Source organism: Pseudomonas sp. HLS-6 TE3448, assembly GCF_053629555.1.
On the sequence record NZ_JBRJIO010000001.1, the window covers coordinates 258,226 to 283,166 of the forward strand.

At 59.6% G+C, this 24,941-nt stretch carries 21 protein-coding genes; 9 read left to right on the top strand and 12 right to left on the bottom strand.

All coding sequences use genetic code 11. From position 1 onward, the window contains the following. Positions 1-155 precede the first annotated feature (155 nt). Positions 156-3,308, top strand: a complete 3,153-nt coding sequence (locus AB7M23_RS01215; RefSeq protein ID WP_454240062.1) for a transglycosylase domain-containing protein — start codon at positions 156-158, stop codon at positions 3,306-3,308. On the opposite strand, the gene AB7M23_RS01220 is transcribed toward AB7M23_RS01215, so the two are convergent. Next, on the bottom strand, positions 3,302-3,739 hold the full coding sequence (locus AB7M23_RS01220) for a C40 family peptidase (RefSeq protein ID WP_454240063.1): 438 nt from the start codon (positions 3,737-3,739) through the stop codon (positions 3,302-3,304). The two genes, AB7M23_RS01215 and AB7M23_RS01220, sit on opposite strands and share 7 nt — an antisense overlap. A gap of 297 nt (positions 3,740-4,036) precedes the next feature. Here AB7M23_RS01220 and AB7M23_RS01225 point away from each other — a divergent pair, with 297 nt between their 5' ends. Together AB7M23_RS01225 and AB7M23_RS01230 are read left to right on the top strand one after the other, a co-directional pair. After that, the gene (locus AB7M23_RS01225) at positions 4,037-4,606 is read left to right on the top strand and encodes a PadR family transcriptional regulator (RefSeq protein WP_454240064.1); all 570 of its coding nucleotides are present in this window, start codon (positions 4,037-4,039) and stop codon (positions 4,604-4,606) included. Then, positions 4,603-5,379, top strand: a complete 777-nt coding sequence (locus AB7M23_RS01230) for a siderophore-interacting protein (RefSeq protein WP_102052662.1) — start codon at positions 4,603-4,605, stop codon at positions 5,377-5,379. The genes AB7M23_RS01225 and AB7M23_RS01230 overlap by 4 nt, the downstream gene beginning before the upstream one ends. A gap of 9 nt (positions 5,380-5,388) precedes the next feature. Here the strand turns inward: AB7M23_RS01230 and AB7M23_RS01235 are convergent, their stop codons facing one another. Both AB7M23_RS01235 and AB7M23_RS01240 read right to left on the bottom strand, forming a co-directional pair. Continuing rightward, entirely contained in the window at positions 5,389-6,048 is a 660-nt protein-coding gene (locus AB7M23_RS01235) for a Pr6Pr family membrane protein (RefSeq protein ID WP_102052661.1), read from the bottom strand. Between the two features lie 3 nt (positions 6,049-6,051). Continuing rightward, the gene (locus AB7M23_RS01240; protein ID WP_065759344.1) at positions 6,052-6,273 is read right to left on the bottom strand and encodes a VF530 family protein; all 222 of its coding nucleotides are present in this window, start codon (positions 6,271-6,273) and stop codon (positions 6,052-6,054) included. 390 nt (positions 6,274-6,663) lie between these two features. Between AB7M23_RS01240 and AB7M23_RS01245 the strand changes: the two genes are divergently transcribed. The 6 genes from AB7M23_RS01245 to cmoB all read left to right on the top strand — a co-directional run bounded on the left by AB7M23_RS01245 (position 6,664) and on the right by cmoB (position 15,396). Then, entirely contained in the window at positions 6,664-8,013 is a 1,350-nt protein-coding gene (locus AB7M23_RS01245; protein ID WP_454240065.1) for a carbohydrate porin, read from the top strand. A 67-nt stretch (positions 8,014-8,080) separates the two neighbouring features. Further along, the gene (locus tag AB7M23_RS01250) at positions 8,081-10,489 is read left to right on the top strand and encodes a glucose/quinate/shikimate family membrane-bound PQQ-dependent dehydrogenase (RefSeq protein ID WP_454240066.1); all 2,409 of its coding nucleotides are present in this window, start codon (positions 8,081-8,083) and stop codon (positions 10,487-10,489) included. 162 nt (positions 10,490-10,651) lie between these two features. Further along, entirely contained in the window at positions 10,652-13,072 is a 2,421-nt protein-coding gene (gene lon / locus AB7M23_RS01255) for an endopeptidase La (protein ID WP_454240067.1), read from the top strand. A gap of 151 nt (positions 13,073-13,223) precedes the next feature. Continuing rightward, on the top strand, positions 13,224-13,616 hold the full coding sequence (locus AB7M23_RS01260) for a protease inhibitor I42 family protein (RefSeq protein ID WP_330523172.1): 393 nt from the start codon (positions 13,224-13,226) through the stop codon (positions 13,614-13,616). A gap of 83 nt (positions 13,617-13,699) precedes the next feature. Beyond that, the gene (gene cmoA, locus AB7M23_RS01265; RefSeq protein WP_065759349.1) at positions 13,700-14,443 is read left to right on the top strand and encodes a carboxy-S-adenosyl-L-methionine synthase CmoA; all 744 of its coding nucleotides are present in this window, start codon (positions 13,700-13,702) and stop codon (positions 14,441-14,443) included. Then, a complete protein-coding gene (cmoB, locus tag AB7M23_RS01270; RefSeq protein WP_454240068.1) occupies positions 14,440-15,396 on the top strand; it encodes a tRNA 5-methoxyuridine(34)/uridine 5-oxyacetic acid(34) synthase CmoB in 957 nt (318 codons plus the stop codon). The genes cmoA and cmoB overlap by 4 nt, the downstream gene beginning before the upstream one ends. Positions 15,397-15,461: 65 nt before the next feature. On the opposite strand, the gene pdxJ is transcribed toward cmoB, so the two are convergent. The 9 genes from pdxJ to AB7M23_RS01315 all read right to left on the bottom strand — a co-directional run bounded on the left by pdxJ (position 15,462) and on the right by AB7M23_RS01315 (position 24,941). Next, positions 15,462-16,205, bottom strand: a complete 744-nt coding sequence (gene pdxJ / locus AB7M23_RS01275; RefSeq protein ID WP_065759351.1) for a pyridoxine 5'-phosphate synthase — start codon at positions 16,203-16,205, stop codon at positions 15,462-15,464. Between the two features lie 44 nt (positions 16,206-16,249). Then, positions 16,250-16,933, bottom strand: coding sequence for a DNA repair protein RecO (gene recO, locus AB7M23_RS01280; RefSeq protein ID WP_454240069.1), 684 nt, complete (start codon positions 16,931-16,933; stop codon positions 16,250-16,252). Between the two features lie 56 nt (positions 16,934-16,989). After that, complete coding sequence (era, locus tag AB7M23_RS01285) at positions 16,990-17,892, bottom strand: GTPase Era (RefSeq protein WP_065759353.1); 903 nt, start codon at positions 17,890-17,892, stop codon at positions 16,990-16,992. After that, positions 17,885-18,574 carry a ribonuclease III gene (rnc, locus tag AB7M23_RS01290; protein WP_065759354.1) on the bottom strand — a complete coding sequence of 230 codons (690 nt, stop codon included), beginning with the start codon at positions 18,572-18,574 and terminating at the stop codon, positions 17,885-17,887. Before rnc ends, era begins: the two co-directional genes overlap by 8 nt. Positions 18,575-18,813: 239 nt before the next feature. Beyond that, positions 18,814-19,668, bottom strand: coding sequence for a signal peptidase I (lepB, locus tag AB7M23_RS01295; RefSeq protein ID WP_102052657.1), 855 nt, complete (start codon positions 19,666-19,668; stop codon positions 18,814-18,816). Positions 19,669-19,673: 5 nt separating this feature from the next. Beyond that, positions 19,674-21,473: a translation elongation factor 4 gene (lepA, locus tag AB7M23_RS01300; RefSeq protein WP_065759356.1), complete on the bottom strand. Its 1,800-nt coding sequence runs from the start codon at positions 21,471-21,473 to the stop codon at positions 19,674-19,676. 222 nt (positions 21,474-21,695) lie between these two features. Next, positions 21,696-23,075, bottom strand: coding sequence for a DegQ family serine endoprotease (locus tag AB7M23_RS01305; RefSeq protein ID WP_454242138.1), 1,380 nt, complete (start codon positions 23,073-23,075; stop codon positions 21,696-21,698). 300 nt (positions 23,076-23,375) lie between these two features. Further along, positions 23,376-24,341 (bottom strand): MucB/RseB C-terminal domain-containing protein, encoded by a 966-nt coding sequence (locus tag AB7M23_RS01310; RefSeq protein ID WP_330523174.1) that lies wholly within the window; start codon positions 24,339-24,341, stop codon positions 23,376-23,378. 12 nt (positions 24,342-24,353) lie between these two features. Further along, the gene (locus AB7M23_RS01315) at positions 24,354-24,941 is read right to left on the bottom strand and encodes an RseA family anti-sigma factor (RefSeq protein ID WP_065759359.1); all 588 of its coding nucleotides are present in this window, start codon (positions 24,939-24,941) and stop codon (positions 24,354-24,356) included.

A 24,941-nucleotide genomic window follows, 5' to 3' on the forward strand; every position in this document is an offset into this window, starting at 1 on the left:
GCACCAAACCAGGGCATTACAACCACAACCAAAGGCGCATGCTCCGATTACGCTCCGAGAAATGCCTTACAAGCTTCTACAAATTTTTCACCTAAGCTGCTCAGCGTCTAAGCTTCAGGCAAGCAAGACGAATACACGTAGCCGGGCTAAAGACTATGGGCGCACTGTGGCAATCGGAACCAACAACGGCTGAAGCCCCTTCTGAACGTCTGGAAGACGTGCCTCCACCCAAAAGCCCTCGCAAGCGTCGCGTCTGGTGGCGGCTGCTGTGGCCCTTGTGGTTATTGCTACTGATCGCCCTCATCGCTGTGGGCTTCGCCATCGCCGAAGAAATGCAGACTTCACGTGTGCAGTCACGTGAATTCAGCCACTTTGCAGCAACCCTCAGTTACTCGATGCACAAAGGCCCGAGCGACGCGATCATGTATCCGGGCGATGGCCCGTTCGATAAGCGCCTGGGCTACAGCGCACTCGGTGACTTCCTGCCTCGCCTGCTCAAGCGCGACTATCTGGTCAGCGAGCAGACACGCTTTTCCCCCGAGCTGATGAACTATGCCAAGCATGGTTTCTTCGTGCCTTACACCGAAAAAATCCAGGCGGGTTTGTCGATTACTGACTGTAAAGGCGAGGCCCTGTATCAGTATCACTATCCGCAGCACCTCTACTCCGACTTTGCTTCGATCCCGCCGGTGATCGTTCACAGTTTGCTGTTCATCGAAAACCGCGACCTGCTTGACCCCAATGATCCCAATGCAAACCCGGCAGTCGACTGGCCACGCTTCGCCAAGGCAGCCTATACCCAGGTCGCCAAGTACCTGGCCCTTCCGGGCCAATCGGCAGGTGGCAGTACCCTGGCCACTCAACTGGAAAAATACCGGCACTCCCCTGACGGGCTGACCGTGTCTGGCAGCGAAAAAATCCGGCAGATGATTTCGGCCAGTGTCCGCGCCTATCAGAACGGCCCACAAACCCTGGAAGCCCGGCAACGTATCGTGCGCGACTACCTCAACAGTGTGCCGCTGTCGGCCGTCCCCGGTCACGGCGAAGTGCATGGTATGGCCGAAGGCTTGAGGGTCTGGTACGGCGCGGACTTCGCCCAGGTCAATCAGTCGTTGTTGTCCACCGACAACGACCCGGCCAGCCTTGCCGCACGAGGGTTGGCACTGCGTCAGGTGCTCTCGCTGATGATCGCACAGCGTCGGCCATCGTATTTCCTGTCCAAAGGCCGCAATGATCTGGCCGAACTGGCCGACAGTCACGTGCGCCTGCTCGCGGCCAACAACATCATCGATCGATCGCTGGCTGACGCCGCGCTGGCCAGCAAAGCGACCTACCGTGACTGGGTTGCCCAGCCGACCATTGTCCCCATCGTCACCAACAAGGGCATCAGCCTGGCACGTGCGCGGCTCTCGGCGATGCTCAACCGCCCCCTGTATGACCTGGATCGCCTTGATCTTTCAGTCACCAGTACGCTGCAGTCCAGCCTGCAAGACCAGATCAGCGAATACCTCAAAAATCTCGCGGACCCAGCCTTTGCAGAAAAAACCGGGCTGTTCGGCGAGCGCCTGCTGACCCCGACCACCACAACCCAGGTACGTTACAGCTTCACCCTCTTTGAACGCACCCCGGACGGTGCACGGGTACGGGTGCAAACCGACAGCACCGATCAACCCTTCGACATCAACGAAGGCAGCAAGCTGGAACTGGGTTCAACCGCCAAACTGCGGGTACTGACCACCTACCTGGAGATCATCGCCGAACTGCATGATCGCTATGCCGACAAAAGCCCGGCCGAGCTGAAAAAAGTCGAGGTGCCCGAGCTGGACCGCATTACCGGCTGGGCGGTGGATTACCTGATTCAGAACAAGGACCGCAACCTCAGCGCGATGCTGGATGCGGCACTGGAGCGCAAGTACTCGGCCAACCCCGGCGAAGCCTTCTTCACGGGTGGAGGCTTGCACGTCTTCAACAACTTCCGCCGCGAAGACAATGGGCGCCTGCCGACCCTGAAGGATGCCCTGCGCGAATCGATCAACCTCCCCTTCATTCGCCTGATGCGTGATCTGGTGCGCTACAGCACGTACCAATCACCGAACAACAGCGGCCAACTGCTCAAAGATGATGCAGACCCACGTCGCCAGGAGTATCTGGCACGTTTCGCCGACCGCGAAGGCACCGACTATCTCAAGCGATTCTGGAAAAAGTACCAACGCAAGACATCCCAAGAGCGCCTCGACACCTTTCTCGACAGCCTGAATGTCACACCGATCCGTTTGGCTGCCGTACACCGGTACCTGTTTCCCGAAGCCGACCAGGCAACCTTCAACGCCTTTGTGCAGGCCCACTTGAAAAAGGACACTTCAGCCGACAAGCGCAAGAAAGACGCGTTGACCGAAAAACGGCTCGAGGAGATGTACATAAACTACGGCCCGGGCCGCTACGACCTGCCCGACCAAGGCTATATCGCCCGGGTTCACCCACTGGACTTGTGGCTGCTGGGCTACTTGCTGAAAAACCCCGGAGCACAATTCAAGGATGCGGTTACAGCCAGCCATTTCGAACGCCAGGAAGTCTATAGCTGGCTGTTCAAGAGCCGGCACAAAGGCGCCCGCGACAGCCGTATTCGGACACTGGTGGAAATTGAGGCGTTTCTCGACATCCATCAACGCTGGAAGCGTGTCGGTTATCCCTTCGACCACCTGGTGCCATCGCTGGCCACTGCTATCGGCAGTTCTGGTGACCGCCCCGCCGCCCTGGCCGAACTCATGGGTATCATCTTGAACGACGGCGTACGCATGCCCACCCTGCGCATCGATACCCTGCACTTCGCGGCCGACACCCCTTATGAAACGCGCCTGATCAGTGACCCAGACCGCGGCGAACGGGTATTGCCGGCGGAGGTCGCCAAGGCCCTGCGCGGTGCGCTGTCACAAGTGGTAGATGCCGGTACGGCACGTCGGGTGTCGGGTAGCTTCAAACTGCCTGACGGTACAGCACTGGTCATGGGCGGCAAGACCGGCACCGGCGACAACCGCATCGAAAGCTTCGGGGCAGGCGGACGCATCCTCGGATCACGCTCACTGAACCGTACTGCGACATTCGTGTTCTACATCGGCGACAGCCATTTCGGCACCCTGACCGCCTTCGTTCCAGGGCGAGCCGCCGAATCGTTCAAGTTCACCTCAGCGTTGCCGGTACAAGTGCTCAAGGGCATGGCGCCACTTCTGATGCCCTACCTTGTGCCAGGCACCCATACGTTGTGCAACATACCCACGCTCACCGCTCAGCGAGGCGCAACGGTTCAATGACCGTGAAAGCGCTTGGCCGTGGTGAAGCTATTGCGCCAGTAACGATTGCTTAACGAATCGATACGAATCGCCTTGCCGCTACGCGGTGCATGAATGAATTGCCCCTCGCCGATGTACAACCCGACATGGCCAATACGACCTTGGCCGTTGCGGTTAAAGAACACCGCATCACCGCGCTTGAGTTGCGGCGGGCTTATGGTCTTGCCCTGCCCCTTGAGCATGGATGATGTGGTGCGAGGCAAGCTGATACCCACCTCACTACGGTACAGATAGACCAACAAGCCACTGCAATCAAAACCGCTCTTTTCCGACATTCCGCCCCAACGGTAAGGCACGCCGATGAGCTCATGGGCACGGTCGACCAGCCGGTCGAGGTTTGCCTCGAGTTCCTGGCGGGCCACGTAGTCGTGCCCACCCTTAGGGGTAACCAAATGAACATTCGCCTGGGCAAAAAATGAAAGGCCCCAGAGCAAGCCTACACGCAAGAAAAAACCAACCACGTCATATACCCCCTGAAGGGTGAAGGAAACGCGGCAGATCTTAGAGTTGACGGGGGCAAGCAGGAATAAAGGGAATCCGAGGGTTATGTAAGAAAAAACCTAGGGCAACGCCCACGACGCCTCTTGCCGTGAACCACACCCGCACACCGAGCGCTTGCTTTAAGATATATCTTGAGTAATATCTAAATAAGTATCTCAAGATATATCTCAGACCCAAAGGCAGCCCTAATGCGCGATCATCCTTCACACCACGAGCACAGCGACCGTCATGACGGCTTTGAACGTCGCAGTGGCCGCGAACGAGGCGAACGAGGCCCGCGAATCTTTGCCCCGGGCGACCTGAAGCTGCTGCTGCTGTCGATGCTCGCCGAACAGCCCTGTCACGGCTATGACCTGATTCGACGCATCGAAGCCCTGTTCGACGGGCGCTACAGCCCAAGCCCAGGCGTCATCTACCCCACCCTGACCTTTCTTGAAGAAAGCGAGTGGATCATCGGCCAGGCCGAAGGCAGCAAGAAGCGTTACAGCGCCACAGCAGCGGGCCTCAAGGCCTTGGCCGAACAGGCCATCGCCCTGGACGGCGTGCGCATGCGCCTTGAGGTCAGCAAACGCTCTATCGGCGTGCATGACCGCCCGCAGGAAATCCACGAAGCCGTACACAACCTGCGCCATGCGCTGCAAATGCACAGCGGGCGCTGGAACCCCGAAGAAATCGTACGGGTGCGCAACCTGCTCAATGACACCGCCAGAGCCATTGTTGCCGGCCCGGCAACGGCCCTTCAGGAGAAAACCGAATGACGGTTAACGACACCACCACGATTCACCGCGTCAACCATGAGATCAAACGCCGTTGCCTGCAGGTACTGCGCGTCACCGATCTGACCCCGCGTATGCGCCGGATCACCTTGGGCGGCCCTGAACTGCAGGGCTTTCTGAGCCTGGGCAGTGATGACCACATCAAACTGCTGTTTGCCTGCTCGCCGCAAGAACAGGCCGCACTGGACAACCCGGGACAGGATCAGGACGGCGTCAAACCGACCCTGCGCGAATACACGCCGCGCCGTATCGACGAAGTGGCAGGCGAGCTGGATATCGACTTCGTACTGCATGGCGACGGCCCGGCCTCTACCTGGGCGGCTCAGGCAACAGTGGGCCAGACGCTGAACATCGCGGGGCCACGCAGCTCAATGGTGGTGCCGGACATGTTCGACAGCTACCTGTTGATCGGTGACGAAACCGCCATTCCGGCGATTGCCCGACGCCTTGAAGAACTGCCGGCCACGCGTAACGCACTGGTGGTCATTGAAGTGGAAAATGCGCTGGAACAACAACCACTGGCAAGCCTGGCAAACGTGCAGATCATCTGGGTTCAGCGTCACCAGCAAGACCTGCTTGAGGTGCTGAAACACCTGCCCCTGCCCGCCGGTGAGCTGTACACCTGGGTTGCCCTGGAAAAGACACTGACCCGCCAGGCCAAACGCCTGCTGCTGGAAGACAAGGGCGTGCAGGAGGACCGGCTCAAAGCGGTCGCCTATTGGCGCCTGGGCGAAGACGACAACCACAACGCGTAAACCGTGGCATCAGGGCTGCGCTCTGGCGGCTGCCAGACGCCTGCCCTGCCATTGATCGAGGCTAATCAACAACAGCCCTAGTGCAACAAAACCCACCAGGATAGCCAGCGCATTGAGCATCACCTGCGCATACCCCAGAGTGGCGACATCAATGAACGGGTAGGGATAAACGCCAATTTCGTGCCCACGCAGCAGCACATAGCCAAAGTAACCCAGCGGGTAAAGCAACCACGGTAAAATCTGTATTGCCCGCAAACTGCCCTTGGGTACACACCACCACCAATACCCCAGGTACAACAGCGGCATGACATCATGCAGCAGTTCATCGACCAGCCATTGCCAGCCTTGCGGCTGCCACAGGTGGCGTAACAACAGGCTGTATGCCACCCCCACCAGCGAAATGCTGACTGCAACCGCAGAACTCACCGAGGGCCGCAGAAAAAACTGCCGCGCCGGGCCTTCTCGGCCAAACGCCGCCTGACTGAGCACTACGGCAACCAGGGTGTTACTGAGTACGGTGAAGTAGCTGAAGACATTCACCAGCCCGCCTATCAGGCTGGCCTGCGCCTGCCAGCGCGCCCACAACACCAGGTACATCTGAATGGCCAGTGCAGCCCACCCCAGGCAGGCCAGCAGCCCTACCCAAGGCACCCGCTGCTCCAGACGCATCAGTTAACGACCCCGTTGCATCTTGACGTACAACTGCTCGACCCTTTCCCGCGCCCACGGCGTACGTCGCAGGAATGTCAGGCTCGATTTGATACTCGGATCGCTCTTGAAACAGCGCAAATCAATACGCTGCGCCAGCCCTTCCCATTGGTAACGCGCAACAAGGGCATTGAGGATCTGTTCCAGGGTCACGCCATGCAGAGGATTTTGATTACCGGCAGTCATGCCTGTGCTCCAGCCAACGAAAGGTGCGCACCTTAGCCGAGCCTTGGCTCCACGTCTGCTTTTTCAGCAACGCCATGCACTCGGATCTCGACCTGTTTCCGACAGTCTAGTGTGCCCGAGCGTTCTGGCGCACGTCGCAACAGGCTCAGCCAGCGAGATGCAGCATCGAAGTCGGCCTGAACACCACCTTTGCCCCCTGCTGAAGGACTGTTACAGAAGCGGCAACAGTGCCTCACGTTGATTGGACTTTTTTTCTTACACATTCATCTATATCCTGCCCGCCGCACGCTGAAACGCTTCACTCTCCCTAATTAGCAGTTTTGTCTCCGGTGATAGAGCACATTCGGAGGCGTTGCCGTTTTTCCAACAATCAAAAGATAGCGCTATCTCATGCCTCAGTTTTCACCCTCCCGTCGTTCTTCCTCCGTACTGCTGACAGGTTTGACACTTGCCGCAATTGCCCCGCACACCTGCGCCGCGATGCTGGACAGTGACTCCCCCTGGATGCTTGGCGACTGGGGCGGCACCCGCGCAGAACTGGCCGAGCGCGGCTACGACTTCACCCTGGGTTACGTCGGCGAGATGGGCAGTAACTTGCACGGCGGCTACGACCACGACAAGACCGCACGCTACAGCGACCAGTTCACGCTCGGTACGCACCTGGATCTGCAGAAGATCCTCGGCTGGCATGCCACCGAGTTTCAACTGACCGTCACCGAACGCCACGGTGACAACATCAGCAACGACCGCATCAATGATCCTCGCGTAGGTGGTTTCACCTCTGCGCAGGAGGTCTGGGGTCGCGGCGAAACCTGGCGACTGACCCAGCTATGGATCAAGCAGCAGTATTTCGATGGCGCACTGGATGTGAAGATCGGCCGTTTCGGTGAAGGCGAAGACTTCAACAGCTTCCCCTGCGACTTCCAGAACCTGGCCTTCTGTGGCTCACAGGTCGGCAACTGGGTGGGCGGCATCTGGTACAACTGGCCCGTCAGCCAGTGGGCGATGCGGGTCAAGTACCGTCTCAGCCCTGAGCTCTATGCGCAGGTCGGCGCTTACGAGCAGAACCCCTCCAACCTTGAAAGTGGCAATGGTTTCAAGCTCAGCGGCAGCGGCACCCAAGGTGCAGTGCTGCCGATAGAACTGGTCTGGACCCCCACTTTCAGCGGCCTGAAAGGGGAATATCGCGCCGGTTACTACTACAGTAGTGCCAAGGCAACCGATGTTTATAAAGACAGCAACGATCAACCGGCAGCACTCAGCGGCCAGGCCTATCGCAGCAGTTCGAGCAAGCATGGCTTCTGGCTGGGTGCGCAGCAACAGGTGACGTCGCTGGCCAGCGACCACTCCCGCGGCCTGAGCGTTTTCGCCAACGCCACGCTGCATGACAAGAAGACCAATGCCATCGACAACTATGTTCAGGCAAGTGTGGTGTACAAGGGCCCGTTTGATGCCCGTGCCAAGGACGATATCGGTTTCGCCCTGGCACGCGTGCATGCCAACCCCGCCTACCGCAAGAACGCCCAGGCCAGCAACGCGGCCCAGGGCCTGGATGACTACGACAACCCCGCCTTCCTGCCGGTCCAGGACACCGAGTACAGCGCCGAACTGTACTACGGCATTCACTTGGCCAACTGGCTCACCGTGCGCCCGAACCTGCAGTACATCCGCCACCCAGGCGGTGTCGGGCAGGTCGACGATGCACTGATCGGCGGCCTGAAAATCCAGAGCAGCTTCTAAACATGAATCACCCCGAATTTTATCCGAGCTGCGGCTCGAACTGTTTCAACTGTACGGAGAACACACGATGAGCACTGACGGTGCCTTGAGTAGAACCCGCTGGCTGCCGAGACTGCTCGGCATTCTGCTGTTGCTGATGGGCCTGGCACTGCTGGCCGGTGGCATAAAGCTAAGCCAGCTTGGCGGCTCGCTGTATTACCTGATTGCCGGTATCGGTTTTGCCCTGTCTGGCATCCTGCTGCTGGCATTACGCCGCAATGCCCTCGGCCTGTACGGTCTGGTTCTTCTGGGCAGCACCCTCTGGGCACTGTGGGAAGTGGGCCTGGACTGGTGGCAACTGGTGCCCCGTCTGGCCCTGTGGTTCGCCCTTGGCGTTGTCCTGCTGCTGCCATGGGCACGCCGCCCACTGCGCGGCCAACCGAGCAAAGTGAACACCGGCCTGCTGAGCCTGGCCGTCGTGTTGTCGGGTGCTACAGCCATCGCCAGCCAGTTCACTCACCCTGGTGAAATCAATGGCAAGCTGGGCCGCGACAGCAGTGACATGGCCAGCACCGCGCCGCAAATGCCGGACGGTGAATGGCAGGCCTATGGCCGCACTGAGTATGGTGACCGTTACTCGCCCCTACGCCAGATCACGCCCTACAACATTCACAAGTTGCAAGAAGCCTGGCGCATCCGTACAGGCGATCTGCCAACTGACAACGATCCGGTGGAACTGACCAACCAGAACACCCCGCTGAAGGCCAACGGCATGCTCTATGCCTGCACCGCGCACAGCAAAGTACTGGCATTGGACCCGGACACCGGCGCGGAAATCTGGCGTTTCGATCCGCAGATCAAAAGCCCGGTCGGCTTCAAGGGCTTCGCCCACATGACCTGCCGGGGGGTGTCGTATTACGACGAGAACAACTACGTCAACATGGACGGCAGCCCGGCCCCCAAAATCTCCGAAGCCGGCATGGCGGTGGTCCGCGCCTGCCCTCGCCGCCTCTACCTGCCCACCGCTGATGCGCGCCTGATCGCACTGAACGCTGATAACGGCAAAATCTGTGAAGGCTTCGGCAAGCAGGGTGTCATCGACCTGACCACCGGTATCGGCCCATTCACCGCTGGCGGCTACTACTCGACCTCGCCTGCGGCCATTACCCGCCAACTGGTAATCATTGGTGGCCACGTCACCGACAACGAGTCGACCAACGAACCGTCCGGTGTCATCCGCGCTTACGACGTACACGATGGGCACCTGGTCTGGAACTGGGACGCCGGCAACCCTGAGGCCACGGCACCGCTGGCAGCGGGCAAGTTCTACACCCGCAACTCACCCAACATGTGGTCGTTGGCCAGCGTCGATGAAAAGCTCAACATGGTCTACCTGCCACTGGGCAACCAGACCCCAGACCAATGGGGCGCCGACCGTACCCCAGGCGCAGAGAAATTCAGCGCCGGCATCGTGGCGCTGGACCTGACCACCGGCAAGGTGCGCTGGAATTATCAGTTCACCCACCATGACCTGTGGGACATGGACGTCGGCAGCCAGCCGACCCTGCTCGACATGGCCACCGCCGATGGCGTGAAACCGGCCCTGATTGCACCGACCAAACAGGGCAGCCTGTATGTCCTCGATCGTCGTGACGGCACGCCGATCATTCCGATCCAGGAAGTCCCGGTACCTCAGGGCGCGGTCGAAGGCGATCACACTTCGCCGACCCAGGCACGCTCGGACCTCAACCTGCTGGGCCCGGACCTGACCGAACAAGCCATGTGGGGCGCCAGCCCGTTTGACCAGATGCTCTGCCGCATCCAGTTCCGCGAACTGCGCTACGAAGGCCAGTACACCCCGCCATCGCTGCAAGGCAGCCTGGTTTACCCAGGCAACGTCGGCGTATTCAACTGGGGCAGCGTCTCGGTTGATCCGGTTCGCCAACTGCTGTTCACCAGCCCGAACTACATGGCCTTCGTCTCCAAGCTGGTGCCGCGCGCCGATGTTGCCGCAGGCAGCAAGCGTGAAAGCGAAACCAGCGGCGTACAACCCAACAGCGGTGCGCCCTATGCCGTGACCATGCATCCGTTCATGTCGCCGCTCGGCATACCGTGCCAGGCCCCCGCCTGGGGTTACGTTGCCGGTATTGACCTGAACAAAGGCAAAGTGGTGTGGAAACACAAGAACGGCACCAGCCGCGACAGCTCACCGCTGCCGATTGGCCTGCCGATCGGTGTACCGAGCATGGGCGGTTCAATTGTGACGGCCTCCGGCCTGGGCTTCCTCAGCGGCACACTCGACCAGTACCTGCGCGCCTACGACGTAAACACCGGCAAAGAGTTGTGGAAGTCGCGCCTGCCGGCAGGTGGCCAAGCAACCCCGATGACCTACACCGGCAAGGACGGCAAACAGTACGTGCTGGTGACGGCTGGCGGCCATGGCTCGCTGGGCACCAAAATGGGTGACTACGTAATTGCTTACAAATTGGCTGACTGATGCCAACTGAGAGCGCCCCGCGCAAACCGGGCGCTTTCATGTGATTGAACGGCTACCCTTTAGGTGGCCGTTTTTTTTGCATGGCGTGGGCACAACCTTTGCCATTGAAACAGCCTTTCACCCGCCCCATCTAAGCACCATAGTCATTTACGCAGGTGCCCCATGAGCGACCAGCAGGATCTCCCGGAAACGCCAAAGGAACAGGCCGAAGTCGAACATATCGAAGCCAGCCACAGTGGCCGTACCCACCTGGCATTGCCCGGCCAGCAACTGCCGGACAAGGTCTATATCATCCCGATTCACAACCGGCCGTTCTTCCCGGCGCAAGTGTTGCCGGTCATCGTCAATGAAGAACCCTGGGCAGAAACCCTCGATCTGGTGGCCAAGACACCGCACCATGCCTTGGCGCTGTTCTTCATGGACACTCCGCCTGACGACCCTCGGCACTTTGATACATCGACGCTGCCAACCTACGGCACCCTGGTCAAGGTCCACCACGCCAGCCGCGAAAACGGCAAACTGCAATTCGTTGCCCAAGGCCTGAGCCGTGTGCGTATCCGCGGCTGGCTCAAGCACCATCGACCGCCCTATCTGGTCGAGGTTGATTATCCGCATCAGCCCAGCGAGCCCACCGACGAGGTGAAGGCCTACGGCATGGCGCTGATCAACGCGATCAAGGAGCTGCTGCCGCTCAACCCGCTGTACAGCGAAGAACTGAAAAACTACTTAAACCGGTTCAGCCCCAACGACCCGTCCCCCCTCACCGACTTCGCCGCCGCACTGACCTCTGCCACCGGTAGCCAACTGCAGGAAGTGCTCGACTGTGTGCCCATGCTCAAGCGCATGGAGAAGGTCCTGCCGATGTTGCGCAAGGAGGTCGAGGTCGCACGCCTGCAGAACGAGATTTCTGCCGAAGTGAACCGGCAGATCGGTGAGCATCAGCGTGAGTTTTTCCTCAAGGAACAACTCAAGGTCATCCAACAGGAACTGGGGCTGACCAAGGACGACCGCAGTGCCGACCTGGAACAGTTCAAGCAGCGCCTGGAAGGCAAAACCCTGCCAAGCGCCACGCAGAAACGTATCGATGAAGAGCTGGGCAAGCTGTCGATTCTTGAGACCGGCTCACCGGAGTATGCCGTCACCCGCAACTACCTGGACTGGGCAACCGCCCTGCCCTGGGGCGTTTACGGCAAAGACAAGCTTGACCTCAAGCATGCGCGCAAGGTGCTGGACCTTCACCATGCCGGCCTCGACGACATCAAGGAGCGAATCCTTGAGTTTCTTGCGGTGGGTGCCTACAAGGGCGAAATAAGCGGTTCGATTGTCCTGCTCGTAGGCCCGCCAGGCGTCGGCAAGACCAGCATCGGCAAATCCATTGCCGAATCCCTGGGACGGCCGTTCTACCGCTTCAGTGTTGGCGGCATGCGCGACGAAGCCGAGATCAAGGGGCACCGGCGCACCTACATCGGCGCCCAACCGGGCAAACTGGTGCAGGCCTTGAAGGACGTCGGCGTAATGAACCCGGTCATCATGCTCGACGAGATCGACAAGATGGGTCAGAGCTACCAGGGCGACCCCGCCTCGGCGCTGCTGGAGACCCTCGACCCGGAACAGAACGTCGACTTCCTCGACCATTACCTGGACCTGCGCCTGGACTTGTCCAAAGTGTTGTTCGTCTGCACCGCCAACACCCTCGACTCGATTCCCGGGCCATTGCTCGACCGCATGGAAGTGATCCGCCTTTCCGGCTACATCACCGAAGAGAAACTGGCTATCGCCAAGCGCCATTTGTGGCCCAAGCAACTGCAGAAAGCCGGGGTGGCCAAAACCAGCCTGAGTATCACCGACAGCGCCCTGCGCGCGGTCATCGAAGGCTATGCGCGCGAAGCTGGCGTACGTCAGCTTGAGAAGCAGTTGGGCAAGCTGGTGCGCAAAGCCGTGGTGCAGTTACTGGAGCACCCCGACACGACCATCAAGATTGGCACGAAGGACCTTGAAGCCTCCCTGGGCATGCCGGTGTTTCGCAGTGAACAGGTACTGGCAGGAAAAGGCGTCATCACCGGCCTGGCCTGGACCAGCATGGGGGGCGCGACCTTGCCAATCGAGGCGACCCTGATCCACACCCTGAACCGCGGCTTCAAACTGACCGGTCAGTTGGGCGATATCATGAAGGAATCTGCCGAGATCGCCTACAGCTATGTCAGCTCGCACCTGAAGCAGTTCGGTGGCGACCCGAGCTTCTTCAACGAGGCCTTTATCCACCTGCATGTGCCGGAAGGCGCAACGCCCAAGGACGGCCCGAGTGCCGGCGTGACCATGGCCAGTGCCTTGCTATCGCTGGCCCGCGACCAGGCGCCGAAGAAAGGCGTGGCCATGACTGGCGAGCTGACACTGACCGGGCATGTGCTGCCGATTGGCGGCGTACGCGAGAAAGTGATTGCCGCACGCCGACAGAAAATCTTCGAGCTGATCCTGCCTGAGGCCAACCGCGGCGATTTTGAAGAGCTGCCGGACTACCTCAAACAAGGCTTGAACGTGCACTTTGCCAAGCGTTTCAGCGACGTTGCCAACGTGTTGTTCTGACTACTGCGGCGTCTGTGAGAGCCAGCCTTGCGGGCGATGCGCGTGATGCCATGGCGCATCGCACGCAGTGCCTGCATCGCGGGTGAGGCCGACGCCTACATGTGCGGGCGCTTCGGTTATGCTGCGTCTTCGTTGTTCATTCGGAGCCATCATGACCCTTGCCCGCCTGCTCGTTCCCGTGAGCCTCGCCCTGCTCAGCGCCTGTGCCCAACAACCACGGCAGAACATCAATCTGGAAAAAACGGCAGACTGCCCCGTCCAGTTGCGAAATGATCAAACCCTCACCCTGACGCTGCCCAGCAACCCCACCACGGGCTACCGCTGGTTATTGCAAAACCCTGCCGCCAGTATCCTGCGCAGCCTTGGCCCGGAGGTCTACAGCAACCCCGAAGGTACAGGGCTGGTCGGTAGCGCCGGGCAATCGGTATGGCGCTTCCAGGCGAAGACCGCTGGCGAGGGTCACTTGATACTGGTCTATCAACAACCCTGGGCACCGGAAGTCCCCCCGGCACAGACCTTTGATTGTGCAATTACGGTGAAGTAAGACGCACTTGTCAGCCGGCCATGCATCCCGCTGCCAGTTTGGCTAAAATGCCGACCCTTTACCGCTGAACGCCTGGACTGCCCGTGAGCAAAGAACCCGACCGCCTATTCGCCCAGCCGCTTGGCCAGGTGCCCGACTTCGCCTTCAACGAAGACGTGGTCCGAGTGTTCCCGGACATGATCAAGCGTTCAGTACCCGGTTACCCGACCATTGTCGAGAACCTCGGCGTACTGGCTGCGCAGTTTGCTCAGCCGCACACCGCCCTGTACGACCTGGGCAGCTCGTTGGGTGCTGTCACCCAGGCACTGCGCCGGCATGTACGTCAGGACGGCTGCCGCGTTATCGCTGTGGACAACTCCGCCGCCATGGTCGAGCGTTGCCGCCAGTACCTCACGGCCCAAGACTCAATGTTCCAGGAGCTGCTGCCGGTCGAAGTGATCGAAGGCGACATCCTCGCCCTTGAGTTCCAGCCCGCCTCGGTGGTGGCGATGAACTTCACCCTGCAGTTCATTGCCCCAGAGCAGCGCCTGGCACTGCTGTCGCGTATTCGCCAGGCCCTGCTGCCCGGCGGCGCCCTGATCCTCTCGGAAAAACTGCGCTTCAACGACCCACAGGAACATGCCCTGCTCACCGACCTGCATGTCGCGTTCAAGCGCGCCAATGGCTACAGCGAACTGGAAATTGCCCAGAAACGCAGTGCCATCGAGAACGTGATGAAACCCGACAGCCTGGAAGAACACCGTGAGCGTCTACTCGCAGCGGGCTTCTCCAAGGTCGTGCCGTGGTTCCAGTGCCTTAATTTCGCCTCACTGATTGCCCTGCCATGATTGATCTTTCCCCTCTTGTTCGCCGCCTGGCGGGCACACCTCTGGCTGAATGGTCCCAGGGCCTGCAGGCACAACTCGATGCCAAGCTGGAAAAAGGCCATGGCGACCTGGAACGTTGGCAAGCGGCGCTCGATGCCCTGCCCGCGCTCACGCCCGAGCACGTCGACCTGCTCAACGGCCTGCGCCTGGACTGCGACTGCGCGCCTGCCACGCGTGAACAGATGCGCACGGCACTGATGGGCTTGTCGCCCTGGCGCAAGGGGCCTTTCGACCTGTTCGGTGTTCACGTCGACACCGAATGGCGTTCGGACTGGAAATGGGAGCGGGTCGCGCCGCACCTGGACTTGCGCGGCAAGCGTGTACTGGACGTCGGCTGCGGCAATGGCTACTACCAGTGGCGCATGCTCGGCGCCGGTGCCGACAGCGTCATTGGCGTAGACCCCAACTGGCTGTTCTTCTGCCAGTTCCAGGCCGTGCAACGTTACCTGCCAGAGCTGCCGGCCTGGCACTTGCCGTTCGCCCTGGAAGACCTGCCAGCGAACCTGGAAGGCTTCGACACCGTATTCTCCATGGGTGTGTTCTACCATCGGCGCTCGCCAATCGAGCACCTGCTGGCGCTCAAGGACTGCCTGGTCAAGGGTGGCGAGTTGGTGCTGGAAACCTTGGTCATCGAAGGCGATGAACAGCAGGTATTGGTACCTGAAGACCGCTACGCACAAATGCGCAACGTCTGGTTCCTGCCCTCGGTACCCGCGCTGGAGCGCTGGCTGCGTCGCGCCGGTTTCAGCGACGTGCGCTGCGTCGATGTCAGCGTCACCAGCATCGAGGAACAACGCAGCACCGAGTGGATGCGTTATCAGTCGCTCAGCGACTTCCTCGACCCCAACGATCACAGCCGCACCATCGAAGGTTTGCCAGCACCACGCCGTGCGGTGCTGGTCGCGCGCAAGTAACGCTCAATGCTAAGCCGCCGACCAGGTATCACCTCGTCTGGCGGCGTACATGAGTGACCTATTGCTCAGCCGCGGCTGGCCGCCAGAATCAGCGACTTCATCTCGGCCACTGCCGACTTGAAGCCGACGAACAGGGCATGGGCAACCAGTGCATGCCCGATGTTCAGCTCGTTGATGCCCTTGATTGCCGCGACCGCTTCCACGTTGTGATAGTGCAAGCCGTGCCCGGCATTTACGATCAGGCCCTGAGCGACGCCAAAGGCCACGCCGTCGGCGACGCGCTTGAGCTCTTCAGCCACGTCAGCGGGTGTTTCGGCATCGGCGTAACGACCGGTATGCAGCTCGATAGCCGGAGCCCCAACACGGCGAGAGGCTTCGATCTGGCGCTCGTCAGCATCGATGAACAAGGACACTTCCGAGCCGAGGCGCGACAGGCGCTCGACTGCCGCCTTGATCCGCGCTTCCTGGCCGGCCACATCCAGGCCGCCCTCGGTGGTCAGTTCCTGACGGGTTTCCGGTACCAGGCAGATATGTGCCGGGCGAATACGCTCGGCAAACGCCATCATTTCCTCGGTGACGCCCATCTCGAAGTTCATCCGCGTTTGCAGCACATCCTTGAGCAGCAGCACGTCGCGCTCCTGAATATGCCTGCGATCTTCACGCAGGTGGACGGTGATGCCATCGGCACCGGCTTCCTCGGCATCCAGCGCGGCCTTGACCGGGTCCGGGTAACGCGTGCCACGGGCCTGGCGCAGGGTCGCCACGTGGTCGATGTTCACGCCGAGAAGAATGCGGTTGCTGTGGGTCACGAAGAAGCTCTCCTGAAAATTGAGCCTCACAGCATACGACGAGCTTACGGCTTGCGAAACAGTTCGCGACTGACCAATGGCCTTCCGCCCAAATGAACAGCCAGCGCCTGACGCATCAAACGCTTGGCCGCGCTCAAGGCACCGGGCACACTCCAGTCGGCTTCGGCCATGGCTGTCAGCTCAACGCCATTGAACACACCTGGCTGAAGCAGGTAAACCCGCTCCAGGCCTGCATCCACCTGCAACCGATACAGGCCATCGGCGGCCAGCGGTTCCCCCGCAAGATCCCGATCCAACTCGAAGGCATACCCCAGCTCATCCAGCAGACGCCACTCGAACGAGCGCAGCAACGGCTCCAGTGCGCGCCCGGCGGCCAATGCCTGCAGGGTTGCGGTGTAATGCTCAAACAACCGGGGGTGCGGGTCCTCGATGGGCAGCAGTCGGGTCATCAACTCATTGAGGTAGAGGCCACTGAACAGTGCATCACCGTTCAGCCAGATACCGACGCCATTGCTTTCCATGCGCCCGACGTTTTTCAGTTCACCACGGCCACGGAACTCGACTTCCAGCGCAACGAAGGGACGCGCCAGCGTTCCGGCCTTACCGCGTGCACGACGTAACACCGCGCGCAGCCGGCCCTGAGGCGTGAGGAAGTCCACCAGTGCACTGGTTTCGCGGTAGGCCCGACTGTGCAGGACGTAAGCCGGTTGGCCGACGGGTAGTTCCATGAGTTGAACTTCAGAAAGGAGTCGGCCCGACACCGGACGGTATCGGGCCTGGAGGCTTACAGGTCGCCGTAACCCAAGGAGCGCAGGGCACGCTCATCATCAGACCAGCCGCCTTTGACCTTGACCCAGAGGTTGAGCATGATCTTGGCGTCGAACAGCAACTCCATGTCCTTGCGCGCCTCGGAACCAATGCGTTTGATCCGCTCGCCCTTGTCGCCAATGATGATCTTCTTCTGACCATCACGCTCGACCAGGATCAAGGCATGGATATGCAGGATCTTGCCCTGCTGCTTGAACTCTTCGATCTCCACGGTGATCTGGTACGGCAGCTCGGCACCGAGTTGACGCATGATCTTCTCGCGCACCAGTTCAGCGGCCAGGAAACGGCTGCTGCGGTCGGTGATCTGATCTTCCGGGAAAAAGTGTTCGTTTTCCGGCAGGTGCTTGGCGATCAGTGCTTCCAGTGCATCGAGGTTATGCCCCTGCTGCGCGGAAATCGGTACGATCTCGGCATTCGGCAGTTGCTCCTGCAACCATTGCAGGTGCGGGATCAACTCGGCCTTCTCTTCGATACGGTCGGTCTTGTTGATGGCCAGGATCACCGGGCCTTGCACGTACTGCACGCGCTCCAGCACCAGTTGGTCTTCATCGGTCCAGCGGGTGCGATCGACCACGAAGATGACCACGTCGACGTCTTTCAAGGCCGCCGAAGCGGTCTTGTTCATGTAGCGGTTGAGCGCCTTCTCGTTGCTCTTGTGCATACCGGGGGTATCGACGTAGATCGCCTGGATATCGCCCTCGGTCTTGATCCCGAGCATGTTGTGACGTGTGGTCTGCGGCTTGCGCGAGGTGATCGCCAGCTTCTGCCCGAGGATGTGGTTAAGCAACGTCGATTTGCCCACGTTGGGGCGGCCGACGATGGCGACATAGCCGCAACGGGTAGTATTCGTATCAGTCATTGCCATTCTCCACGCCCAGGGCGATCAGGGCTGCCGCCGCGGCGACCTGCTCGGCAATACGCCGGCTAACACCCTGCCCTCGGCTTTTTTCAGTCAACAGGGCCACTTCGCATTCGACGAAAAACGTCCGGCAATGCGGTTCACCCTGGATATCCACCACTTCATAGCGGGGCAGTTCGCAGGCCCGTGACTGCAGGAATTCCTGCAAACGGGTTTTCGGGTCCTTGTTGGTATCGACCAGCGTCAGGCTCTCGAACTCACCGGTCAGCCAGTCCAGCACGCGATCACGCGCGGTGTGCATGTCCGAGTCGAGGTAAATCGCACCGATAAGCGCTTCAAGGGCGTCGGCCAGAATCGACTCGCGACGGAAACCACCGCTTTTCAATTCGCCAGAGCCCAGACGCAGGTACTCGCCGAGGTCGAACCCACGCGCCAGTACGGCCAGGGTCTCGCCCTTGACCAGCCGCGCACGCAGGCGTGACAACTGACCCTCACGGGCTTGCGGAAAACGCTCGAACAGCGCCTCACCGGCAACAAAGTTGAGAATCGCATCGCCCAGAAACTCCAGGCGCTCGTTGTTACGCCCGGCGTAACTGCGATGCGTGAGGGCCAGCAGCATCAGCTCCTGGTTCTTGAAGGTGTAGCCGAGCTTGCGCTCGAGGCGGCTCAAGGAAACGCTCACAGTGTACCCACGCTCGGTTTATGGCCGATTTTTTGCGCCTGGGACTCAGCCCGGCGCCCACACTTATCGGATTGGCTCGTGGCCGTCAGGTTTAACGCGTTGTTCAAATCCGGATCCTGAAAGACTATTTGGCTTCATGCCCTTCCGACCCAGTGATTCGGGGACATCCACAGATACCCTGAACACAGCCTATGCCAGAAAAGCATTCGGCGCTGTCCCAAGACAGCGCCGTTTAGGTGTTACTTGATCAGCCCAACCCGCGAAAGGCTCGGCAGGTGACTCAATTTCGGCTCTGGCCAACTCATCCAGACAGCGAAGGCCTTACCGACGATGTTCTTGTCCGGAACCATGCCGTGCAGCTCTTTTGGAATGTTGGGGTCATCCCAGTATCGACTGTCGTTGGAGTTGTCGCGGTTGTCGCCCATCATGAAATAGTGCCCAGCCGGGACTACCCACTGTTGGTCCGGCGGCATCCGGTAGCGGCCCATTTCCTTGCGGATCAGGTGCTCCACCTCGCCCAGTTTTTCCTTGTACAGCTCGGCGCTACCCAGGGTGCCTGGCTCGGTACCCACCAGTTGCTCGGCAATCAGCTGACCGTTGACGAACAACTTCTTGTCGCTGGTGTAACGGATCTGGTCACCTGGCAGGCCAACCACCCGCTTGATGTAGTTCACGTTCGGATCGCTGGGGTAGCGGAACACCATTACATCACCCCGCTGAGGGTCACCAACCTCAATGACCTTCTTGTCGATCACCGGCAAACGAATGCCATAGGAGAACTTGTTCACCAGGATGAAATCGCCCACTTCAAGGGTCGGCTTCATCGACCCCGAAGGGATCTGGAACGGCTCTACCAGGAACGAGCGCAGCACCAGCACGATGAACAGCACCGGAAAGAACGACTTGCCGTATTCAACCAGCAGCGGTTCCTTGTTGAGCTGCTCAAGTACCGACATATCGGGCTGGCTGACGCTGCCCTGATAGTTGCTGATCGCTGCCCGCCGGCGTGGCGCCAGAAACAGCAGATCAAGCAAGGCCAGCAGACCGCAAACGGCAACGGCGATGACTAACAACAGCGGGAAATTTAGCGACATAGGACCTAGCTATCCAACCTGAGCACGGCCAGGAAGGCTTCTTGTGGAATTTCCACGTTGCCGACCTGCTTCATGCGTTTCTTACCGGCCTTCTGTTTTTCCAACAGCTTGCGCTTACGGCTCACGTCGCCACCGTAACATTTAGCCAGTACGTTCTTTCTGAGCGCCTTGACAGTGGTTCGCGCGACGATCTGCCCGCCAATGGCGGCCTGGATGGCCACATCGAACATCTGCCGAGGAATCAGTTCCTTCATCTTCTCGGTCAATGCGCGACCTTTATAGTGCGCATTGTCACGGTGCACGATCAGGGCCAGGGCATCGACCTTGTCGCCGTTGATCAGCACGTCGAGTTTTACCAGATTCGCCGACTGATAACGGTCGAAATGGTAGTCCAGCGACGCATAACCGCGGCTGGTGGACTTCAAGCGGTCGAAGAAGTCCAGAACCACTTCGTTCATCGGCAGATCGTAGCGCACTTGTACTTGCGAACCGAGGAACTGCATGTCGCGCTGTACGCCGCGCTTCTCGATGCACAGGGTGATGACGTTACCCAGGTGCTCTTGAGGCACGAGGATGGTCGCCTGCACGATCGGCTCACGGAAATCCTCGACTGCAGAGATATCCGGCAGCTTCGACGGGTTATCGACGTAGATCGTTTCGCCCGTCTTGAGTTTGACCTCGAAGATTACGCTTGGCGCGGTGGTGATCAGGTCCAGGTCGTATTCGCGCTCCAGGCGCTCCTGGATGATCTCCATGTGCAGCATGCCAAGGAAGCCGCAACGGAAGCCGAAGCCCAGTGCGTCGGAGCTTTCCGGCGAGTACTGCAACGACGAGTCGTTCAGGGTCAGCTTCTGCAATGCATCACGAAAATCTTCGAAATCATCGGAGCTGACCGGGAAAAGACCGGCATAAACCTGCGGCTGAACCCGTTTGAAACCTGGCAGCACCTCAACCTCAGGGGTTGAGCTCAGGGTCAGGGTGTCGCCCACTGGCGCACCATGAATGTCCTTGATGCTGGCAATGATGAAGCCCACTTCACCGGCCTTGAGGTCGACGGTCTGGGTATGTTTCGGGGTAAATACACCGACGCTGTCCACCAGGTGGACCTTGCCGGTGGACTTGACCAGAATCTTGTCGCCTTTCTTCACGCGACCGTGGCGTACACGCACCAGGGACACAACGCCCAGGTAGTTGTCGAACCAGGAGTCGATGATCAGGGCTTGCAGCGGCGCTTCGATATCACCGGTAGGTGCAGGAATGGTGTGCACCAGGCGCTCAAGCACCTCTTCCACACCCAAGCCGCTCTTGGCACTGCAGGCAACGGCATCGGTAGCGTCGATACCGATGATCTTCTCGATTTCTTCCTTGACCCGCTCCGGGTCGGCCTGGGGCAGGTCCATCTTGTTCAGGACCGGCATGACCTCAAGGCCTTGCTCGATGGCGGTGTAGCAGTTGGCAACCGACTGCGCCTCGACGCCCTGGCCAGCATCGACCACCAGCAAGGCACCTTCACAGGCGGCCAGCGAGCGGCTGACTTCATAGGTGAAGTCAACGTGACCTGGGGTATCAATGAAGTTCAACTGGTAGGTGACACCGTCCTTTGCCTTGTAGTGCAAGGTGACGCTGTGAGCCTTGATGGTGATCCCGCGCTCGCGCTCCAGGTCCATGGAATCGAGTACCTGGGCTTCCATCTCACGCGCGGACAGGCCGCCGCACATTTGAATGAAGCGGTCGGCCAGCGTCGACTTGCCATGGTCAATGTGGGCGATGATGGAGAAATTGCGGATATGACTCAAATCACTCACGGGTCAACACTCAAAAAGGCTGCGGAACGAGGCCCGCCGAAAAATAGCCGGGAATTGTACCTGATGCTCAGCGTGGGCGTCACGTGAACAACGATTTGGCGCCGTAGGAACATCCCCTGCCAACTGTACGATTCCCCCACAGCAGGCGCTTACAGAGCGCTCTGCGCTCATCAGAAGACACAAAAAAGGGCGGCCGTGGCCGCCCTCTTCAATCAACCCGGCTTATTCAGCCAGCTTGAAGGTGATGAAACTGGCACGGCCCTGACGCAGCACACGCATCGACACCGAACGGTTCTTCGGCAGGTCCTTGGCAATTTCAGTGAAGCTCTTGGCCGAAATGATCGCCTGGTTGTTCAAATGAGTAATCACATCACCTGGACGCAGGCCAATCATTGCAGCAGGGCCGTCCTGAACTTCCTTGATGACCACACCGCCCTTCAGCTCAAGCGCCTTCTTCTGCTCGGCATTCAAGTCCGCCACGGAAACGCCCAGGCGGTTGCTGCTACGCTCGATGCCACCGTTGGCACTGGCTACGATTTCCTGATCGTCATCCGGCAGTGCGCCGATGGTGACATCCAGCGTACGGCGCTTACCTTCCCGGACCACGTCCAGACTGGCTTTGGCGCCTTCTTTCAGGCCACCCACCAAATGAGGCAGATCAGCGGACATGATGATCGGCTGACCATTCATGCTCAGGATAACGTCTCCCACCTGCAGGCCACCCTTGGCCGCCGGGCCATCCTCAAGCACCTGGGCCACCAGCGCACCGGCCGGCTTGTCCAGGCCGAACGACTCTGCGAGGTCCTTGTTGACCTCCTGAATGACCACACCCAGCCAGCCACGGCTGACTTTGCCGTCTTTCTTCAGTTGGTTGGAGACATCCAGCGCCACATCGATCGGGATAGCGAACGACAGGCCCATGAAGCCACCGGAACGGGTGAAGATCTGCGAGTTGATCCCGACCACCTCACCGTTCATGTTGAACAGCGGGCCACCGGAGTTACCCGGATTGATGGCCACGTCCGTCTGAATGAACGGCACATAGGTGTCGTTAGGCAGTGTACGGCCCTTGGCACTGACGATACCTTTGGTCACCGAATGATCGAAGCCGAACGGCGAGCCGATAGCCAGCACCCATTCACCGACCTTGAGTTTCTCCGAATCGCCCAGCTTGACGGTTGGCAGGTTCTTGCCATCGATTTTCAAGAGCGCAACATCGGTGCGCGGGTCAGTGCCCACCACTTTGGCCTGGAACTCACTGCGATCCGACAGACGGACCATGATCTCGTCGGCATCGGCCACTACGTGATTGTTGGTCAGCACGTAGCCATCACTGGAGATGATAAACCCCGAGCCCAGCGACTGCGCCTCGCGCTGGCGATCGCCACGCGGCGAGCGGGGCGCTGGAGGCATGTTGCGCTCAAAAAATTCACGGAACATCGGCGGCAAGCCTTCCAGGTCTGGCATCTGCCCACCGGCAAGCTGACGATCCGGCATTTTTTGCCGGGTACTGATGTTCACCACTGCCGGCGAAGCTTGCTCGACCAGCGTAGTGAAGTCCGGCAAAGCTTCGGCCTGCGCGGTGACCACCTGACCGAGCATCAGCACGGCGGCGAACAACGTTAGATACGATTTCAAGCGTGGTATTGACATACGGCTCCCGTCACAACAAGCGTGGTTAAGCAGTAGGGACCTGCGAACGCAAGAAGCCCGGCGGCACCCGTGAAGGCGACAAACAGGCTGGATGCATAGGCATTCTTGATGCTGCAACAGCAGAAAAGGCCAGACCCCGAAAGGCCTGACCTATAGAAAATTCCATCAGATTTTGCAAACCGCAAAGCTTACCAATCATGTCAGTCCCTGGTCGGTGTACCAGTCATCCGTGCACCTCTAAAACGACAATCACTGCTTGGCCTGAGCATCTTGCGCACGCATCGACAGTGCAACACGCTCAGCAGTGCCGATAGGAATTTCACCGACAACGGTCACCGCCATATCCCCTTTGGGCGTCGTCAAGCGTCGCGAAACCGCAACGGTCGGCCCAAGCTGGGTACGCGTATCGACAGCGCCACCTTCGCCAGAAGGCTCGACAAACACAGAGAAGCGCGCCAACCCGTCGTCATACATGAGGCTACTGACAGTTCTTTTTCCGTCCTGGCTTTGGCGTATCGAGCTGTTGACCAGCTCAAACCCTGGCGGCAACCAGTCTGAACGCCAGCCCGTCACGCGCTGTGCAGCCTCTTCAGAAGCCTGGGCAACCGCCTTGCAGTTATCGCCAGGCTGCAACTGAGCGTCGCTCGGAACATTGGTCGTGTCCAGGCGCGTGAACTGGAAACGCTCCAGTAACTGCCCCTTGTCATTGATCATCAATGACTTGAGCGGCAAGCCGGTTTCGCGATCCAGGTGAAGTTCAAACGCATAACGATGCTGGTCACGCGGGCTGAGGGTAACGATAGTGACGTCGCGACCAGCGACACGCGAACGGCCGGCAATACCCAGGTCATACCAGTTCATCAGTTTCAGCGGATCAAGTACCCGACCGGGAACGGCCGGTACACTGCTCACCTCCGCCAACAAGGCTCCGCTCACGCAGCGGGTAATACCGTCAACCCGCACGACCTCCTGAGCCGCCCCATCGAGCTGCACCAAACGTTCGCTGATCTTGCCATCCTGAACGCGATGCCAAACTTCGTGAGTAGAGAAACTGCCGTTACGCTCGTAAACGAAAGTACCCTGATAGCTTTGCTGTTGCTCGGCTTTTGCCAGGCGACTGAGCCAGTCAGTAGCTTCAGTGGAGGAATTGGCGGCGAAGACCGGGCCCGTCAACCATACACCGAGCAGAAGCGGTATGAGAGGTAGCGTGCGCATGATCCTCCTTACTTAGCGATTTTCCAGGCTGGCCGCACGGGCATAAGGCAAAGCGCTTTCAGTGCCTTTCAGGGCTGCTTCCTGAGCATGCTGACGCAAGTATCCTGGCAAACGTTGATCCTGCCAGCCTGCTTGCCCCTGCAGTACACCATTGGCCATCGGCCCTGGCTGGTCGGCACTTTCACTATAGCCTGCCAAAACAGCAGGGCCCTGCACTTGTGGCACAGAAAGACCTTGCTGAGGCTGCTGGGCTGCCAGCTGAGCGCCAGTGATCTCATTTTGATTGTACAGCCGAACGCCTGCCAATACCGCAACCGTTACCGAGGCAGCAACCGCCAGACGCCCCAGGCTACGCCATGACCGAGGGGCAGCCTTCACCGGAGTCGCTTCATCGGCCAGCGCTGCCGACACGGCAGCAGCGATGTCCAGCTGCGGCACCAACAGCTCTTTGTGCATGGCTGCACGCGCAATCTGATAACGCGACCAGGTTGCACGGGCTTCAGAATCGTCGACGGCATTCAATACCCGACGCAATTCCAATTCGTCCGCTTCGTTATCCATTACCGCGGACAGCGATTCCTGCAAAGCTTCACGACTCAT